Genomic DNA, 17,043 nt, shown 5'->3' with positions numbered 1-17,043 from the left:
GTGCGCATGGTCGAGCTGACGCCCGCCGAACTGACCTTGCTCGGCCTGCTCGTGGAGCAGCCCCGGCACGGCTACGAGCTGGACGAGGTGATCACCGGGCGCGGGATGCGGGAGTGGACCGAGATCGGCTTCAGCTCGATCTACTACCTGCTGGGCCGGCTGCGCGATCGCGGACTGGTCGCGGAGACCGGGCCGGAGCGCGGCCCCGGTGCCAGGCGGCGCAAGGTCTTCGCCGCCACTGCCGAGGGCCGGGCGGCGTGCGCGGCGGCGGCCGAGGAGGCGATCGCCGTGCCCCGGCCGGTGTTCCCGCCGGTGCTGGTCGGCCTGGCGAACCTGCCGGTCGTGCCCCGCGACCGGCTGCTGCCCGCCCTGGAGCGGCGCGCGGCGGCACTGGCCGAGCGCGAGCGCGAGGTGCGGGCCGCCGCCGCCCGTCCCGCGCCGGACTTCGTGCGCGCGATCTTCGACTACACCCTGGCCCAGCTGGCCGCCGAGCAGGACTGGCTGGCCGGGTACCGGGCCGCGTGGGCTACGACGGTGCCGCCGACCGGGGTGTCGACAGCGCTGCCGGCCGCTCCGGCGGAATCGCCAGGGGTCACATCGCCGGTCACGCCGGCGGACTCGCCGCCGACCGCGCGGGCGAAGTCCCCGCCGGTTGTGCCGACGACTCCCCCGACAGCCCCGCCGGCGGAGTCGTCGGGTTCGAGAACAGTCCCCGGCACGGGCCGGGAAGCAGGAGGACGTTGATGCCGCCCTATGACGTCAAGCGCGCGCTCAAGGAGTTCTACGCGCCGAAGAACACCACTTGGGCGTTGGTGGAGGTGCCCGAACAGCGGTTCATCGCGATCAGCGGGACCGGCGACCCCAACACCGCGCCCGCGTACGCCGAGGCGGTCCAAGCGCTCTACGCCGTGGCGTACACGCTGAAGTTCGCGGCCAAGCGCGAGGGGCGGGACTTCGTCGTCGGTCCGCTGGAGGGCCTGTGGTGGGCCGACGACCCGGCGGCGTTCACCGTGGGGGCGAAGAACTCCTGGCACTGGACGCTGCTCATCGCCCAGCCGGACAGGACCACGCCGGCCGAGGTCGAGGACGCGGTCCGGGCGGCGGCGGAGAAGAAGGGCCTGCCCGCGATCGCCGACGTGCGGCGGCTGGCGCTGCACGAGGGTCGCAGCGCGCAGGCCCTGCACCTCGGCCCGTACGACGACGAAGCGCCGCTGCTGGCCGACCTGCACGACCGGTTCCTGGCCGAGCACGGCCTGACCTTCGGCGGGCTGCACCACGAGGTCTACCTCGGCGACCCGCGCCGCACCGAACCCGCCAAGCTCAGGACGGTGCTGCGCCAGCCCGTTCGATCGTTGGCGTGACCAACAAGTGACTAGACTCGGCGGCATGGATCCCAGGGGTGCACCCGCGCGGCTGCGCGGCACGCCGAGCTGGTTGCTCAACCAGACGGCGGCGGTGGCGCAACGGCTGGTGGCGGACGGGTTCGCCGCGCACGGCGCGCGCCGCTACCACTACTCGCTGCTGGCCGCGCTGGAGGAGTCCGGGCCGGCCAGCCAGGCGGACCTGGGCCGGCGCGGCGGGGTCGACCGCAGCGACGTGGTGGCGACGGTGAACGAGCTGTCCGAACGCGGTTTCGTCCAGCGCTCCCCCGATCCGCACGACCGCCGGCGCAACGTCGTCACGCTCACCGAGGCCGGGGCGGCGCACCTCCGGCACCTGACCGGCGTGCTGGCCGACGCGCAGGAGGCGTTGCTGGCGCCCCTGGGCGACGAGGAGCGGGAGGAACTGGCGCGGCTGCTGACCGCAGTGCTGGACCACCACTCCTAGCGGGGGCGCCGGCCGGGCTGCGTGGCCGGCCGCCTGATCTCACGGGCGGGCCGGGAGGGACGCGGTGAGGCGGTCCCGGCCGTACCGCCTGACGAGTGCGTCGCCGATCGAGGCCAGGTGGTCCCGCACACCCGGAGGGCCGGTCACCTCGAGCCACTCGACCAGTCCGGCGAGTTCGCCGGCGAGCACGTCCTCGTCGTGGCCTCGGATCAGGACCTCGATGCGGCCGTCGGTCGTGGACCCTCCCACGTCGAGTCGGCTGCCGAACCCCATCCGGAGCGGGCCGATCCAGTGGGGCACGCACACCGCTTGGACCTGGACGGGCATCCGCTTGCGGTCGATCTCGTCGGCGATGTCGTGCCAGCTCTCGGCGAGGTCGAAGTCGTCGGGCCGGTGCACGGGATCGCCGGTCGGGTCGGCGGACGACACGCGGTCGACCCGGAAGGTCCGCCGGCCGGCGTCGGTGTCGGAGACGAGGTACCACGACGGGCCCTTGGCGACGATGCCCAGCGGGTGGACGGTCCTCTCGGTCGCCGCGCCGGTGCTGTCGACGTAGCGGAGGCGCACCTGGACGCCGCGGATCACCGCGTCCTGGAGTTGGTCGAGGAAGCGAGGGGGTCGGTGCTCGACCCGACTCGACCCCCACCGCTGCGGGTCCACCACCAACGACGCCGCCGCCGCCTCGGCCTGCACCCGGAAGGGCTCCGGCAGGGCGTGGACGAGCTTGCGCAGGGCCGCTTTCACCGCCGGCGTCGCCGCCGAGGCCGGGCCGGCGACCAGGAACAGGGCGCGGGTCTCGCTCGCGGTCAACCCGGACAGGTCGGTGCGGGCACCGCCCACCAGGCGCCAGCCGCCGCCCCGGCCCCGCACGGGGTACAGGGGCACCCCGGCCATCGCCAGGGCGTCGAGGTCGCGGCGGGCGGTGCGCTCGGAGACCTCCAACTCCCGGGCGACCTCCGCCGCCGTCACCTGCTCACGCCGTTGCAGCAGGAGGAGGACGGCCACCAGCCGGTCGGTTCGCACGCCGGCAACAATTCCACAGGAAACCGGTCATGAGGTGACCGGTTTCGGTCGGCAGGATGACGCCGTGAACTCACCGATGAGCCCTGCTTCCACTCCAGCCGATTTCCCCGAGCCCACCGTTGTCCCCGTCAACGGCGTGGAACTCGAAGTCTTCGAAGCGGGCCGGCAGAACGCCGGGAAGCCCGTCGTGCTCTGCCACGGCTGGCCGGAGCACGCCTTCTCCTGGCGTCACCAGGTGCCCGCGCTCGTCGAAGCGGGCTACCACGTCCTCGTCCCGAACCAGCGGGGTTACGGCAACTCGTCCTGCCCCGCCGACGTGGCGGACTACGACATCGAGCACCTGACGGGCGACCTCGTCGGACTGCTCGACCACCACGGGTACGAGGACGCCACCTTCATCGGTCACGACTGGGGCGCGATGGTCGTCTGGGGACTGGCCCTGCTGCACCCGGACCGCGTGGACAAGGTGGTCAACCTGAGCCTGCCCTACCAGGAGCGCGGGGCACGGCCGTGGATCGAGGTGATGGAAGACGCGCTGGGCGGCGACTTCTACTTCGTCCACTTCAACCGGCAGCCAGGCGTCGCGGACGCCGTGTTCGAGGAGGACACCCACCGGTTCCTCCGCAACCTGTACCGGAAGAACGAGCCCCCCGCAGAGCCTCGGCCGGGCATGGCGCTGATCGATCTCGCCAGGGCGGAAACGCCACTCGGCGAGCCCGTGATGAGCGACGGCGACCTGGCCGTCTTCGTCTCCGCGTTCGAGAAGACGGGGTTCACGGGCAGTGTGAACTGGTACCGGAACCTCGACCGCAACTGGCGCCTGCTGGCGGACGTGGACCCGGTCGTCCGGCAGCCCACGCTGATGATCCACGGCGCCCGGGACGCGGTCCGGCGGCCGGACGAGCCGTCGGAGTTCGTGCCCGACGTGGAGGTGGTCACCCTGGACTGCGGCCACTGGATCCAGCAGGAGCTGCCGGAGGAGACGAACCGGGCGATCACGACGTGGCTGGCGAAGCAGGACGCCGTCTAGCGGCTCGTGATCCGCAGGCGGGCACCCTCCGGGGTGCGCGGTCAGCGCAGTCGGCGGACCAGTTCGGCGACCTCGGCCGGCGTGAAGTCGTCGGCCGTCACGCCGATGCTCAGCTCCAGCGCGCACCGGTCGGGCACGCCCGTCGCGCGCAGGTGCGTCGGCAGCTCGATCCCGGTCTCCTCCAGCAGCCGGCGCGACGCCGCCGACGCGACCTCGCGGGAGACCGGGAGCAGGACGTGGAACAGCGGCGTCTGGGGCACCTCGGGACGGGTCCGGGCGTAGCCGTCGGCGTTGATCGCCGCCGCGATCGCCCGCGCGTGGTCGAGGAAGCCGGCCATCCTCGGCAGGGTCTCGTCCAGGCCGACCAGCGCGGCCACCGCCTCGGGCCAGGCGTCGGGCAGGTTGCCGCCCAGCCGGGTGCGCCACACCGACGCCTCGCCGACGACGTCCTCCGGGCCCGCGAGGACCGCGCCGCGCACCCCCTCCAGTCCTTTGTAGAGGGATACGTACGCGGTGTCGGCCAAGGCGGCGATCTCGGCCACCGGCCGGTCGTAGAACGGCTGCGACTCCCACAGCCGCGCGCCGTCGAGGTGGACCGCCGCGCCGCGCTCGCGGGCCCACGCGGTCTGGGCGACCAGGTCGTCCCACTCGGGCAGCAGGCCGCCGATCTCGCGCTGCGGCAGCTCCAGCAGCAGCGCCGACAGCGGTTCCCGGACCCGGCGCAGCTCGTCGAGGGTGATCAGCTCGTGCGGGTCGCCGACCGGCCGGTGCACGAGGTGGTGCACGGTGGCGGGGCCCTGCGCCTCCCACAGCGCGAGGTGGGTCTGCGGGTGGGCGGCGAACGTGCGGCAGTGGCGGCGGTCGGCGTGCACCCGCAGGGCGGTCTGCTGCGCCATCGTCCCGGACGGGAAGAACAGGGCGGCGGGCTTGCCCAGCAGCCCGGCGACCCGGCGCTCCAGCTCGGCGACCGGCTCGGTGGGCGCGGTGCCGGGCGGCACCCGGTCGAGCATCCGGCGCAGCACGGCGTGCGGGTCGCGGCGCGTGCGGGAGTGCAGCAGCAGGGAGCGGCGGATCTCGGGTGCCATGATCGGCCAGTCTCGCGCCGGCCGGGCCGCGTGGCAACGAATTTCCCGCCGCCGGCGTCCGCGACGTGGGATGACCAGCGCTTTCGGCTCGGGCGCGGGTGATACTGGCGGCATGGGCAAGGTCTACGAACGGATCGACGGGCGGTTGCGGGCGTTCATCGAGGCGCAGCCGGTGTTCTTCACGGCCAGCGCGCCGCTCGCGGCGGACGGGCACGTGAACGTCTCGCCCAAGGGCCGGGCCGGGTCGCTGCGGGTGCTCGACGAGCGGCGGGTGGCGTACCTGGACTTCGGCGGCAGCCACGCCGAGACGATCGCGCACCTGCGCGAGAACGGCCGGATCACGCTCATGTGGTGCGCGTTCGAGGGGCCGCCGAAGATCGTGCGCGTGCACGGCACCGGCGAGCCGGTGTTCCGCGACGACCCGCGCTTCGCCGCCCTCGCCGCCGGGTTCGGCGACGCGGACGGACCGGCGCTGCGCGCGGTCGTGGTCGTGACGGCGAAGCTGGTCAGCGACACGTGCGGGTACGCGGTGCCGTTCATGGACTACCGGGAGGAGCGGACCCTGCACGCCGATTACTTCGGCCGGAAGTCGGAGGAGGAGTTCGCCGAGTACTGCGAGCGCAAGGACCACAACGCCGCGAGCATCGACGGCCTGCCCGCGATCCCCCTCCCGCTCCCGGACCGCGCTCCCGTCGCACGACCCGGGGCTCCCGTGGTCTAGCCGAGGAGAACGCTGGTCGGCCATCAGGAGGGATCGGAGCAAGATCAGCGCTGATGTTCGCTCTTGCTGGTTGTTGCCCCATGACGGTTTCGTGTAGCACTCGCGGGTCGGGGATCTGACGACTCGAGGTCGTCGAGTTGTCGTCGGACACGTTCGACATCGGTGTCACGGCCCTGTTCCCGGTACAACTCCAGAGCATCCCGCCATGCTGCACAGGCCTGCTCGTGGTGTCCGAGGGCGGCGTGTGGATGGCCCACGCTGTCGAGCGCGCCGGCAACCAGGTAGGTGTTGCCGAGGGCGCGGAACAGGCTGAGCGCTTGGTCGTAGTGGTCGACGGCCTGTCGGTGATCGCCGGTGCGGTGGGCGATCAACCCGAGGCTGTCCAGGGTTGCCGCCTCGCCGTCGGGGTCGTCATGACGCTGGTACAACGTGAGGGCGGCGTGACAGTTGTCGCGGGCGGTGTCGAACTCGCCCAGCCGTGCGGCGTACCAACCCACCCCGTTGAGCGCCTCGGCCTCCTGGACCGGCTGGTCGAGGGTGCGGTGAAGGTCCAGTGCGTGTCGGGCGTGGGCCAGTGCCCGCCGGTCGTCACCTCGTCGTTCCCAAGCGAGTGCAAGTGCGTGGTGGGTGTGTGCCTGCTCGGCGGCGTCGTTGTGGCGCACTGCCAGGTCCAGGGCCTGGCCGAAGTGCTCGGCGGCTTCGACGTGGAGACCGAGTCGTGAGCAGGCGTTGCCCAGGAGGCGGTGTGCGCGGACGCGGGTGGCGAAGTCGGGCAGGTGGGCCGCGGCATCGAGAGCGATCCGCCACGCGGTGAGCGCGTCGTGCCCGTGGCCCCGCCGGAAGTGGAAGGTCTCCATCGTCCAGGCGAGGTGCCATACGGCTTGGTGGCGGCCAAGGGCGGCGGCGACGCGTTGGGTGGCGAGCAGTGTGGTGTGCTCAGCCTCCAACCAGGCCACAGCAGCCGGGACGTCGGTCAGGGTGAGCGGATGGACGCCGGGTGCCGGCGGCTCGGGTTGCACCAGAGAGCCGTGGGGGGCCAAGTGGCGCTCGGCGGCGGAAGCGGTGTGGAGATGGAAGTCGATCACCCGTACGAGGGCGGCCTCCCGAACCTCGTCCGGTAGGTCGTGGGTGGTTGTGGCGGCGTAGTCGCGGACCAGGTCGTGCATTGCGTACCGGCCGTGTGGCCGCCGTTCGAGGAGGGATGCGTCCTCCAGTGCCGACAGCGCCCTGCGCGCGGTGGTCGGGGGTAGGGCAGTGAGTGCGGCCGCAGCGGGCAGGGTGGTGTCGGGGCCGGGGGCGATCGCCAGTAATCCGAAGGCGGTGCGCTGTTGCTCGGTGAGCCGGCGGAGGGACCAGGACATGACAGCGGGCAGGCTCGCGGCGGGGTCGGTGTCGTGGTCGAGTACCTCCAGTCCGAGTTCTCGCAGCTCGGCGGCCACTTCGGCCAGGGGGACGGTGGGACGGGTGGCAGCGTTGCGGGCGGTGATGGTCAAGGCCAGCGGGTAACCGCCGCACAGCCCGACCAGGTCGTCGACGGCGTCTGGTTCGGCCACGACGCGGTCGGTGCCGAGGCGTGCGATGAGCAGTGCCCGAGCCTCGGTTCGGGTGAGGATGCCGAGGGTGAGGTGGCGGGTGCCGTACCGGTCGATCAGGGAGGCGAGCCGATGTCGCCCGGTGACCAGCACGGTGCAGGACGGGCTGCCCGGCAGCAGCGGGACGACCTGCTCGCTCGTGGCGGCGTTGTCGAGCACGATCAGCATCCGCTTGCCCGCGACCAGGCTCCGGTACAGGGCGGCCTGCTCGTCGGGGTCGGGCGGAACGCGTTCGGGCTCGACGCCCAATGCGCCGAGGAAGCCCCGCACCGCCACCGCCGGGTCCAGCGGCTCGCCTGCCGGGCTGAAGCCGTGCAGGTCCACGAACAACTGCCCATCGGGAAACCGCTCCGACCAGCGGTGCGCCCACGTCAACGCCAGCGATGTCTTACCGATCCCTCCGGCTCCGACGAGGGCGGAGACCATCACCGTCGTGGCGGTGCCGGGTTCGGCGGCGGCCAGGGTGCGGTCCAGCAGGGCCAATTCATCCGCCCGGCCCGCGAACAACCCCGGCGCGGCAGGCATCTGGCGGGGCACGACCGGTGCGTGGTGTGGGCGGACGTGCTGCTCGACGGTGACTGTGGCATCCCGTCCCGCCTGCACCACTGTGGCGGTCGAGGTGGCCGTCACCCACTGCCCGACCGACCCGCCACCGTCCGACGGCCCACCCGCCACACGCGTTCCCTCGTCGCCGACGCGGTCGGGCACGGTGTCGCGGGCGGGAGGCTCGGAGTTGTCCGGCCGTTCAGTCTCGGGCACCACCGGAATCTCCTCCCGGTTACCGGCCACAGCGCCGCCAGCGTCGCACTGCCTCGCCGCTTCGCAGGTCGATGGCGGCAGGGTTTCACCCGACCGGCTGACGCCCACCGCACACGGGCGGACACCGATGGTCCGGGGCACCGAGTCGCCGGGTCGGTGGCGGAAAGGCTTGGTCCAGCCCTCGCTCCACCGCTCGATCCGACCGCGCCACCGGACGGGCCGTCACCCGGTCTTCTCCGCGCGGGTGAAGCCCGCCTGGGTGGGCTGCGCCGCGCCGCCCGCGCGGGCGCGGACCAGGTCGGGGTGCGGGAGTGGGCGGCCGTAGCGGGTGGCCACGGTGTCGGCCGGGATGTCCTCGGCGGTCCAGCCCCGGTCGCGCAGGGTGGTGGTGAGGTCCGTGCGCGGGCCGGTGTGGACGATCTCGTCCATCCGGACGCCGAGGCGGTCGCTGCCGTCCTCGAGCGCCTGCCGGTCGGGCACGGTCATCGCGCGTTCGACGGTCAGGGTGCTGCCGGGCGCGGACAGCCGGTCGACGGTGTCGACCAGGGCCCGTTCGGCGTCCGCGTCGAGGTAGTGCAGCAGCCCCTCGGCCAGCCACGCGGTCGGCGTGCCGGGGTCGAACCCGGCCGCGCGCAGCGGGGTCGCCCAGTCGCCCGCCAGGTCCACGGGCACCGGCACGCGGGTGCAGCGCGGCGGCGCGGTGAGCACGCTGTCCTTGAAGGCCGGCACCTCCGGCTGGTCGAGCTCGTACGCGGTGGTCCCGGCCGGCCACGCCAGCCGGAACGCCCTGGTGTCCAGCCCGGCCGCGAGCAGCACGACCTGGCGGCCCGGGTCGGCGAGGGCGTCGTCGAAGAACCGGGTGCGCAGGCCGACGTAGTTCGCGCCCAGCAGCAGCAGGACCTGCTGGTCGGTGAGCGCGGCGAGGTCGTCGGGCCAGCGGGTGGGCAGCGGGCGCGGCGTGGGCGCGGCGCGCACGAACGCCTCGGCGAACGGGTCCTCGACCAGCCGGTCCGGGCGGCTGCTCTCCACGGCCCTGGCCGCCGCGACGGCCACGGCGGTGAACGCGGTGCCGGCCGGGAGCGGCGTGGTGCGGGACGGGGCCGCCCGGCGCAGTGGTCGTCACCCCGGCGACGGTAGCCCCACGGTGGCGTGCGGAGCGACCCCCGCGCGGGGCTCGGGCAACGGGTTCTTCAGTACCGGACTTCGGCCGATCCGCAGGTCTGGTCGGCGGGCGGCGCGGTGACGGCGGCGTCGCCGCCCCAGTCGCGGTAGTCGGTGGTGTCGGTGACCGGGGTGCCGTCCTGCGCGGCGCGGTCGACCTCGACGCGGACCGGGAGCGCGCGGTCGTCCAGCCACAGGCGGTGGACGCGGCCCTGGTGGTCGAGCGTGTAGCGGGTGGTGTGCTCGCCGTCGAGCGGCTGGTCGGACCGCTCGGTGAGGGTGACCTGCCCGGCCGCCGCGTCCAGGCCCCGGGTCGGCGTCCACAGCGCGCGGAGGGCGTCGTGCAGCGCGTCCCGCCCGGCGGCGAACCGGTCGGTGGCCCCGCGCTCGGAGCGCACCCAGGTCTTGCCCGGCGGGAGCGTCACGTCCGTGGTCGGCGGCAGCCGGTCGTAGAGCACGCCGTCGAGCAGGACGGTGGTGCCGCCCGCGCTGTCGGTGCTCACGCCCAGGTCGTCGCCGTCCCAGCGCAGCGCGCCCGTGGTGGACGGCCGGTGGTCGGTGTCGTCGGACCGGCGCGAGGTGAACCGGACCGTCCCCGCGTCCCGCATCCGCTGGGGCAGGTCGCGCAGCAGTTCGTCCTTCGTCACCGGCAGCGCGACCCGGTCCGGCGCGGCCGTGCAGCCCGCCGCGAGCAGCGCGGCGCACACCATGATCACTCGCATGACCGGCAGGACGCGCGGAGGTGCCCGGGGTTGCCGCCGGGTTCGGCGTGCCTTCGGGGAAACGGCGTGGGCGTGCGGGGTGGTCGTCTGCGATCGTGGGGCGCGTGACGGAGTTCGTGTTCTTCTGGGGCCACACGCCGAGCAGGCCCGGCGTGCTGGGCAAGGAGTGCCTGAGCCAGTGGTGGGAGGGCCGGTTCGAGGTCGACGGCCGCGCCTACCCGACCGCCGAGCACTTCATGATGGCGGCCAAGGCGGACCTGTTCGGCGACGCCGAGGTGGCCGGGCGGGTGCTGGCCGCGCGCACGCCGGGCGAGGCCAAGGCCCTGGGCAGGCAGGTCCGGGGGTTCGACACCGCGACCTGGGAGGCGCATCGGCTGGACGTGGTGGTGCGCGGCAACCTGGCGAAGTTCCGCGCGCACGACGCGGCGCGGGCGTTCCTGCTCTCGACCGGCGACCGGGTGCTGGTCGAGGCGAGCCCGGTGGACCGGGTGTGGGGCATCGGGCTGGCCGCCGACGACGAGCGCGCCGGCGACCCGGCCGCGTGGCAGGGCCTCAACCTGCTGGGCGAGGCCCTGATGGAGGTGCGCCGCCGGCTCGCGGCGTGACCGGGCGCGGTCAGGGCACGACGCGGTAGTGCGTGGTCAGCCGGCCGCCGTCGAGCACGTGGAAGGCGAGCGCGGGCGGCAGGTCCAGGTCCATCACCGCGTCGGACTCCCACGGCAGCACCAGCGTCGAGACGACACCGGGCGCGACCAGCACCGGTCGGCCGGCGAACGTGGACGCCGCCCCGGTGTGGGCGTGGCCGCACAGCACGGCCAGCGCGTTGTCGTGCCGCGACAGCACCTCGGCGAACCGGTCGGCCGCGCCCAGCCGGATGCGGTCGAGGGTGGGCTCGTGCAGCGCGACCGGCGGGTGGTGCAGGCACACCAGCGTCGGTGCGCCCTCCGCCAGCACCTCGTCCAGCCAGGCCAGCGTCGCGTCGTCGAGCAGCCCGTCCGCCCGGCCTGGGATGCAGGAGTCGCACAGCGCGAACACCACGTCGCCGACCTTCGCCACCTGGTTGACCGGCCCGTCGCCGGGCGGCCCGCCCAGCAGCACCTCCCGGAAGTTTCCCCGCGCGTCGTGGTTGCCCGGCAGCAGCAGCACGGGCACCGTCGTGTCCGCCAGGTGTGCGCGGGCCAGTTCGTACTCGGGGGTGAGGCCGTGGTCGGCGATGTCACCGCTGACCAGGATCGCGTCCAGCGGTCCGGGCAGCGCGTCCAGGTAGTCCAGCACGCGGCGGGCGCGCGCGGTGGCGCGCGGGCCGCCGTCGAAGTGGGTGTCGCTGAGGTGGGCGATGACCATCACGGCGTCGAGCGTAGTTACGCGGTCGCGGGACCACCCGCCGAGTCGCGCGAAGCGGCACCCCGCACCGCACCGACGATCTACGCTAACGGGGCGGCGGGTGGTGCCGATCACTCCGGAAAGGAGGCGGTCGTGCTGGTCGGAGCTGCGCGGAACCGGAATGCGGTGAGCCGGGTGACCGGGCTCGCCCGCAGCACGCCGGGCCGGTTGAGCCTGTTGGCGCTGCTGCTGATCGCGGCGACGCTGCTGGTGGGGGCCTTGACGGCGGTGTCGGTGCAGCGCCGGTCGGACGCGCTGGCGGCACTGGCCGACCGCAGCGAGCCGCTGGCGTACGCCGCGCAGGAGGTCTACCGGTCGATGGCCGACGCGGACGCCTCGGCGGCGGGCGCGTTCCTGTCCGGCGGGGTCGAGTCGCCGGAGCTGCGCAAGCGGTACGAGCTGGACGTGGCACGCGCCTCGGCGGCGCTGTCCACCGCGACCGGCGAGATCGCCCGCTCCCCCGCGCTCGCCCGTTCGCTGTCGGAGCTGTCGGGCAAGTTCCCGGTGTACACGGGCCTGGTGGAGACCGCGCGGACGCACAACCGGCAGGGCAACCCGGTGGGCGCGGCCTACCTGCGGGAGGCGGCGCAGCTGATGCGCGAGGCGCTGCTGCCCTCCGCGCAGCAGCTCTACCAGACCGCGACCGAGGGGGTGATCGACGACCTGGAGGACGCGGGGAGGTGGCCGTGGCTGGAGTTCCTGCTCGGCGCGGCGCTGATCACCGCGCTGGTGCTCGCCCAGCGGTACCTGACCCGCCGGACGAACCGGGTGTTCAACGTCGGCCTGGTGGCGGCGACGGCGGCGTGCCTGGTCTCGCTGCTGTGGGCGGTGATCGCCTCGGCGGTGGTGGTCGGGCACGCGTCGGCGGGCGAGCACGACGACGCGATGGCCAAGATCACGGCCCGCGCCCGGATCGCAACCCTCGCCGCGCGGGGCGAGGAGACGCTGACCCTGGTGGCGCGGGGCAACGGCGGAAACTACGAGCAGCGGTTCAAGGACGGTGCCGAGGTCCTGGGCATACTCCTGGCCGGGGCGGAGACGAGGGAACCCTCGCCGGTGTTCACGTCCGCCAAGACCCACTTCGAGGAGTGGCAGCGGGCGCACGCCAAGGTGCGCGCGGCGGACGAGGGCGGCGACTTCGCGGCGGCGGTCGGGCTGGTCCTGGGCAGCGGTGAGGCGGCGGTCGCGTTCGCCGCGCTGGAGGGGGACCTGGTGCAGGCGATGGACCGGTCGCGCGCGGAGCTGACCGACACCGTCGCCCGCGCGCGGGGCGTGCTGTCCGGCGCGGTGCCGGCGGTGGTCCTGCTCGCGCTGGTCGCGGCGGTGGCGTCCACGGCTGGGTTGTGGCAGCGGCTGAAGGAGTACCGATGACGGGGCGGTGGGTGCGCGGCCGGACGGCGGCCGGCGCGGTGCTGGCGGTGCTCGCGCTGGTGGCCGGGTGCGGCGCGGTGCCGGGCAACGCGCCGAAGATCGGCGGGACCTCGGTGTCGCCGGCCCGCCCGGCCGGGGTGGTGGAGCTGACCGCGCCGCCGAGCGCGGCGGTCGTGGCGGCCCCGCCGTGCGACGCGACCGCGAGCCTGCGCCCGTCCGGTCCGCTGCCGGCCGCCGGGCAGGTGCCGGCCGGGTCGACCATGGCGCGCATCCTGGCCAAGGGCCGGCTGACCGTCGGCGTGGACCAGAACACCTACCTGATGGGCTTCCGCAACCCCTTCTCCGGCGAGCTGGAGGGGTTCGACGTCGACATGGCCCGGGAGGTCGCGCGGGCGCTCTTCGGCGACCCGTCGCGGATCACCTTCACGGTGCTCACCTCCGACCAGCGCATCCCCGCGCTGGAAAAGCGCGAGGTCGACCTCGTGGTGCGCACCATGACGATGAACTGCGAGCGGTGGCAGAAGGTGGCGTTCTCCTCGGTCTACTACCAGGCCGGGCAGCGGGTGCTGGTGCCCAGCACGTCGGACGCGACCGGCATCGAGTCGCTGGGCGGGCGGAAGGTGTGCGCCACCAAGGGGTCCAGCTCGCTGGTCAACGTCGCCAACGCGCCGTCCCGGCCGATCGCGGTGGCCGTGCAGGACTGGACCGACTGCCTGGTCATGCTCCAGCAGGGCCAGGTGGACGCGATCTCCACCGACAACACGATCCTGGCCGGGTTCGCCGCGCAGGACCCCTACACCAAGGTGGTGGGCCCGCAGTTCACCGCCGAGCCGTACGGCATGGCCTTCCCCAAGCAGGACGAGGACTTCGTGCGCTTCGTCAACGCGCTGCTGGAGCGGCTGCGCGCGGACGGCACCTGGGCGTCGATCCACGGCCGGTGGCTGGGCGAGCCGCCCGCGCCGCCGGCAGCGGTCTACCGGGACTGAGCGTGGACGCGGGTCTCGACGGCGACGCGGAGCTGGCCAGGCTGCGCGCGGAGAGCGACCGGGTGGCGCAAGCGCTGCTGGCCATGGACGACCACCCGGGCCACCGGCTGCTGCGCGGCACGACGCTGTCCGGCGCGACCGCGCGGCGGTGGGAGTCGGCGAACGCGGCGATGGTGGGCCTGTGGGAGTGGTTCGACGCCTACCGGGCGGTGCTGGCGCAGGCATCCGCGACCCGGGACGCGGCGGAGCGGCGGCGGCTGCTGACCGGTCCGGAGGTGGTGCTGGCGGCGGCGGTCCCGGCGCGCACGCTGACCGGCCCGGCGGTGGCCTCGGAGCGGATCACGCTGACCGAGCTGGTCACCCGGATGAAGGGCCGGTACGCGGAGCTGACGGCGCTGTTCGACGAGGTGCACGGGGCGTGGTCGGCGCGGCTGGCGGTGCTGGACCCGGCGGCGGCCCGGCTCGCCGGGCTGGCCGGTGCGCCGCCGGTCGAGCGGCTGCGGGCGGAGGTCGCGGCGGCGCACGCGCGCGCGGTGGCCGACCCGCTCACCCCGGACCCGGCCGCCGCCGACCTGCCCGACCGGGTGGCCGGTGCGGCGGCGCTGCTGGAGGGGTTCGACGCGCGCGCGGCCGAGGCGGCGGCCACTGTGGCGCGGGCGGAGGCGCTGCGCGCCGAGGTGGTCGCGCTGCGGGCCGTCGTGGTCGCCGAGATCGCCGGCGAGCACCCCGCGACACCGGAAGTTTCCGGCCCGGCGGGGGCACTGGCGGCGCTCCGGGTGCGTTTCCCTGACGTGCGGGAGCAGGACCTGGCCGAGGTGGAATCGGCAGCGGGGGCGGTGCTGGAGCGGATGAAAGCGGTGGCGGAGCAGTTGGCCGGGTCGGTGGCGCGGCGCGCGGAGCTGCGGGGGCGGTTGGACGCCTACCGGGCGAAGGCGACCGCGCGCGGGCACGCCGAGGACGCCGCGCTGTCCGCGCTGCACCGGCAGGCCCGCGACGTGCTGCGCGCCGTGCCGTGCGACCTGCGGGCCGGCACGGTGGCGGTGGCGCGCTACCAGCGCGCGGTGCGGGACCGGACGGAGGCTGCGCGATGAGCGCGACGAGGACCTGCGCGCGGGCGGCGTGCGGCGGCGGGATCGAGGCGGACGGCTTCTGCGACCGGTGCGGCCTGGAGGCCCCGCCGCAGCCGGGCGCCCCCACGCCGGACGGCACGTCCGGCAGCGGGCGCGACGGCGGCGACTCGGACCGGGGCACCGGTCCCGGGACCGGGCAGGACACCGGTCAGGGCACCGGGCCGGGCACGGCGCCGTGGTCGGCCGCCACGGCGTCGGGCGGGCGGTCGCGGCGGGTGTCGACGCGCTCCTCCGGGCGCGGCCGGCTGGGCGCGGGCCTGGTCGAGGTGCCGAGGGTGCCCGCCCGGGACGCGCGGACGGCGGTGCTGGCCGACCCGGAGGTGCCCGAGGCCAAGCGGTTCTGCTCCAGTTGCGGCAAGGAGGTCGGGCGCGGCCGGGACGGGCGGCCCGGCCGCGTCGAGGGGTTCTGCGCGCACTGCGGCCACCACTACTCGTTCACCCCGAAGCTCGCGCCCGGCGAAATGCTGCACGAGCAGTACGAGGTGCTGGGGTGCCTGGCGCACGGCGGCCTCGGCTGGATCTACCTGGCGCTCGACCACGCGGTCGGCAAGCGGTGGGTGGTGCTCAAGGGCCTGCTCGACTCCGACGACGCGGACGCGATGGCGGCGGCGGCGGCCGAGCGGCAGTTCCTCGCCGAGGTGTCGCACCCCAACATCGTCGAGATCCACAACTTCGTGCGGCACGTCGACCGCCGCTCCGGCGAGCCGGTCGACTACATCGTGATGGAGTACGTCGGCGGCACCTCGGTCAAGGACCTGATCAAGGCGCTGCGGGCCGGCGGCACCGGCCGCGAGGCGCTGCCCGTGGCGCAGGCGATCGCCTACGCGCTGGAGGTGCTGCCGGCGTTGGGCTACCTGCACGGCGTGGGGCTGCTGTACTGCGACTTCAAGCCCGACAACGTGATCCAGACCGAGGAGCAGCTGAAGGTGATCGACCTCGGGGCGGTGCGGCGCATCGACGACCGGCACTCCGCGATCTACGGCACCATCGGCTACCAGGCGCCGGAGATCGGCACCCTGGGCCCGTCGGTGGCGTCCGACCTGTACACGGTGGGCCGCGCGCTGGCCGTGATGAGCTTCGCGTTCGACTTCCGGCGGGTCCACCGCGAGTCGCTGCCCGCGCCGGGTGACGAACCGGTGCTGGAGCGGCACGACTCGTTCCACCGGTTCCTGCTGCGCGCCACCCACCGCGACCCGGAGCGGCGCTTCGCCTCGGCCGAGGAGATGGCCGAGCAGCTCACCGGCGTGCTGCGCGAGGTGCTGGCGCAGCAGGACGAGGTGCCCCGGCCGGGCCCGTCCCGCCAGTTCACGCCGGAGCGGCGGGCGTTCGGCGTGGGCGGCGCGCCCACCGCGCGGTCGGCGGTGACCGGGCTGCCGGTGCCGCAGGTGGACACCGCCGACCCGGCGGCCGGCTTCCTGGCCACGGTGACCGGCGGCGACCCGCAGCAACTGCGGGCGGCGCTGCGCGCGGCCCCGGCGCAGACCGTGGAGGTGCGGCTGCGGCTGGTGCGGGCGCTGATCGAGGGCGACGTGGTGGACGAGGCGGAGGCGGAGCTGGCGCAGCTCGCGCGGGCGGTGCGGGACGACCCGGACGACCCGCTGCTGCCCGACCCCGACGACTGGCGGCCGGACTGGTACCGGGGCCTGGCGGCGCTCGCGCTGGAGCAGCCGGCGGACGCGCGCGCCGCGTTCGAGCGGGTGTACGACGTGGTGCCGGGCGAGACCGCGCCGAAGCTGGCGTTGGCGGTGTGCGCCGAGCTGGCGGGCGACCTGGAAGCGGCGGCCCGGTTCTACCGGCTGGTGTGGCGCACCGACCACTCGTACGTGAGCGCGGCGTTCGGCCTGGCGCGGGTGCTGGTGGCCTCCGACGGGCGCAAGGGCGCGGTCGAGGTGCTGCACTCGGTGCCCGACACCTCCAGGTACCACGTGTCCGCCCAGGTGGCGGCGGTGCGGGCGCAGGCCGACGGCACGCTGACCGACGTGCTGGCGGCGGGCGAGCGGTTGTCCGGGCTGGCGCTGGACGTGGCCCGCCGCGCGGAGCTGAGCGCGGAGGTGCTGAGCGCGGCGCTGGCCGTGCTGCCCCGGGGCACCGCGCGCCGGGAGCTGCTGCTGGGCTGCGAGCTGGACGAGACCGGGCTGCGGCTGGGCCTGGAGCGCTGCTACCGGCAGATGGCGCGGTTGGCGGACACCCCCGAGGAGCGGATCGCCCTCGTCGACTGCGCGAACGCGGTCCGACCCAGGACGTTGGTGTGAC

16 protein-coding genes are annotated in these 17,043 nt (G+C 74.6%); 10 read left to right on the top strand and 6 right to left on the bottom strand.

From position 1 onward, the window contains the following. The first annotated feature begins 6 nt into the window (after positions 1 to 6). From AB0I60_RS22255 to AB0I60_RS22245, 3 genes are read left to right on the top strand one after another with little or no spacing between them, the layout of a single operon-like run. The gene (locus AB0I60_RS22255) at positions 7 to 744 is read left to right on the top strand and encodes a PadR family transcriptional regulator (RefSeq protein ID WP_360732550.1); all 738 of its coding nucleotides are present in this window, start codon (positions 7 to 9) and stop codon (positions 742 to 744) included. After that, positions 744 to 1,361: a GyrI-like domain-containing protein gene (locus AB0I60_RS22250; RefSeq protein WP_360732549.1), complete on the top strand. Its 618-nt coding sequence runs from the start codon at positions 744 to 746 to the stop codon at positions 1,359 to 1,361. The genes AB0I60_RS22255 and AB0I60_RS22250 overlap by 1 nt, the downstream gene beginning before the upstream one ends. Before the next feature lie 25 nt (positions 1,362 to 1,386). Next, complete coding sequence (locus tag AB0I60_RS22245; protein ID WP_360732547.1) at positions 1,387 to 1,827, top strand: MarR family winged helix-turn-helix transcriptional regulator; 441 nt, start codon at positions 1,387 to 1,389, stop codon at positions 1,825 to 1,827. A gap of 39 nt (positions 1,828 to 1,866) precedes the next feature. Here the strand turns inward: AB0I60_RS22245 and AB0I60_RS22240 are convergent, their stop codons facing one another. Then, complete coding sequence (locus AB0I60_RS22240) at positions 1,867 to 2,850, bottom strand: WYL domain-containing protein (RefSeq protein ID WP_360732546.1); 984 nt, start codon at positions 2,848 to 2,850, stop codon at positions 1,867 to 1,869. A gap of 136 nt (positions 2,851 to 2,986) precedes the next feature. Here AB0I60_RS22240 and AB0I60_RS22235 point away from each other — a divergent pair, with 136 nt between their 5' ends. Then, a complete protein-coding gene (locus AB0I60_RS22235) occupies positions 2,987 to 3,880 on the top strand; it encodes an alpha/beta hydrolase (protein ID WP_360732544.1) in 894 nt (297 codons plus the stop codon). 41 nt (positions 3,881 to 3,921) lie between these two features. Here AB0I60_RS22235 and AB0I60_RS22230 read toward each other — a convergent pair whose 3' ends face one another. Continuing rightward, positions 3,922 to 4,965, bottom strand: a complete 1,044-nt coding sequence (locus AB0I60_RS22230; RefSeq protein WP_360732542.1) for a beta-eliminating lyase-related protein — start codon at positions 4,963 to 4,965, stop codon at positions 3,922 to 3,924. Between the two features lie 112 nt (positions 4,966 to 5,077). On the opposite strand from AB0I60_RS22230, the gene AB0I60_RS22225 reads away from it, so the two are divergent. After that, entirely contained in the window at positions 5,078 to 5,686 is a 609-nt protein-coding gene (locus tag AB0I60_RS22225) for a pyridoxamine 5'-phosphate oxidase family protein (protein ID WP_360732856.1), read from the top strand. A gap of 44 nt (positions 5,687 to 5,730) precedes the next feature. On the opposite strand, the gene AB0I60_RS22220 is transcribed toward AB0I60_RS22225, so the two are convergent. The 3 genes from AB0I60_RS22220 to AB0I60_RS22210 all read right to left on the bottom strand — a co-directional run bounded on the left by AB0I60_RS22220 (position 5,731) and on the right by AB0I60_RS22210 (position 9,920). Beyond that, positions 5,731 to 8,040, bottom strand: coding sequence for a tetratricopeptide repeat protein (locus tag AB0I60_RS22220; protein WP_360732540.1), 2,310 nt, complete (start codon positions 8,038 to 8,040; stop codon positions 5,731 to 5,733). A gap of 219 nt (positions 8,041 to 8,259) precedes the next feature. Beyond that, positions 8,260 to 9,090, bottom strand: coding sequence for an SAM-dependent methyltransferase (locus tag AB0I60_RS22215; protein WP_360732539.1), 831 nt, complete (start codon positions 9,088 to 9,090; stop codon positions 8,260 to 8,262). 137 nt (positions 9,091 to 9,227) lie between these two features. Further along, on the bottom strand, positions 9,228 to 9,920 hold the full coding sequence (locus tag AB0I60_RS22210; RefSeq protein WP_360732537.1) for a hypothetical protein: 693 nt from the start codon (positions 9,918 to 9,920) through the stop codon (positions 9,228 to 9,230). A gap of 104 nt (positions 9,921 to 10,024) precedes the next feature. Here AB0I60_RS22210 and AB0I60_RS22205 point away from each other — a divergent pair, with 104 nt between their 5' ends. Then, the gene (locus AB0I60_RS22205) at positions 10,025 to 10,525 is read left to right on the top strand and encodes an NADAR family protein (RefSeq protein WP_360732535.1); all 501 of its coding nucleotides are present in this window, start codon (positions 10,025 to 10,027) and stop codon (positions 10,523 to 10,525) included. A 10-nt stretch (positions 10,526 to 10,535) separates the two neighbouring features. Here the strand turns inward: AB0I60_RS22205 and AB0I60_RS22200 are convergent, their stop codons facing one another. Continuing rightward, positions 10,536 to 11,267 (bottom strand): metallophosphoesterase, encoded by a 732-nt coding sequence (locus AB0I60_RS22200; RefSeq protein WP_360732534.1) that lies wholly within the window; start codon positions 11,265 to 11,267, stop codon positions 10,536 to 10,538. A gap of 129 nt (positions 11,268 to 11,396) precedes the next feature. Here AB0I60_RS22200 and AB0I60_RS22195 point away from each other — a divergent pair, with 129 nt between their 5' ends. Genes AB0I60_RS22195 through AB0I60_RS22180 form a run of 4 tightly spaced genes read left to right on the top strand, consistent with a single transcriptional unit; the run spans position 11,397 to position 17,042 of the window. Further along, positions 11,397 to 12,674 carry a hypothetical protein gene (locus AB0I60_RS22195; RefSeq protein ID WP_360732532.1) on the top strand — a complete coding sequence of 426 codons (1,278 nt, stop codon included), beginning with the start codon at positions 11,397 to 11,399 and terminating at the stop codon, positions 12,672 to 12,674. Next, positions 12,671 to 13,660 (top strand): glutamate ABC transporter substrate-binding protein, encoded by a 990-nt coding sequence (locus AB0I60_RS22190; protein WP_360732530.1) that lies wholly within the window; start codon positions 12,671 to 12,673, stop codon positions 13,658 to 13,660. The genes AB0I60_RS22195 and AB0I60_RS22190 overlap by 4 nt, the downstream gene beginning before the upstream one ends. 2 nt (positions 13,661 to 13,662) lie before the next feature. Further along, positions 13,663 to 14,751, top strand: a complete 1,089-nt coding sequence (locus tag AB0I60_RS22185) for a hypothetical protein (RefSeq protein WP_360732529.1) — start codon at positions 13,663 to 13,665, stop codon at positions 14,749 to 14,751. Next, a complete protein-coding gene (locus tag AB0I60_RS22180; RefSeq protein ID WP_360732527.1) occupies positions 14,748 to 17,042 on the top strand; it encodes a tetratricopeptide repeat protein in 2,295 nt (764 codons plus the stop codon). The genes AB0I60_RS22185 and AB0I60_RS22180 overlap by 4 nt, the downstream gene beginning before the upstream one ends. Position 17,043: the final 1 nt, after the last annotated feature.

The sequence above is a fragment of the Actinosynnema sp. NPDC050436 genome (assembly GCF_040655415.1).
Classification (GTDB): Bacteria; Actinomycetota; Actinomycetes; order Mycobacteriales; family Pseudonocardiaceae; genus Actinosynnema.
Note: the sequence above shows the minus strand (reverse complement) of the source record. Positions and strands in the feature narration are given on the sequence as shown.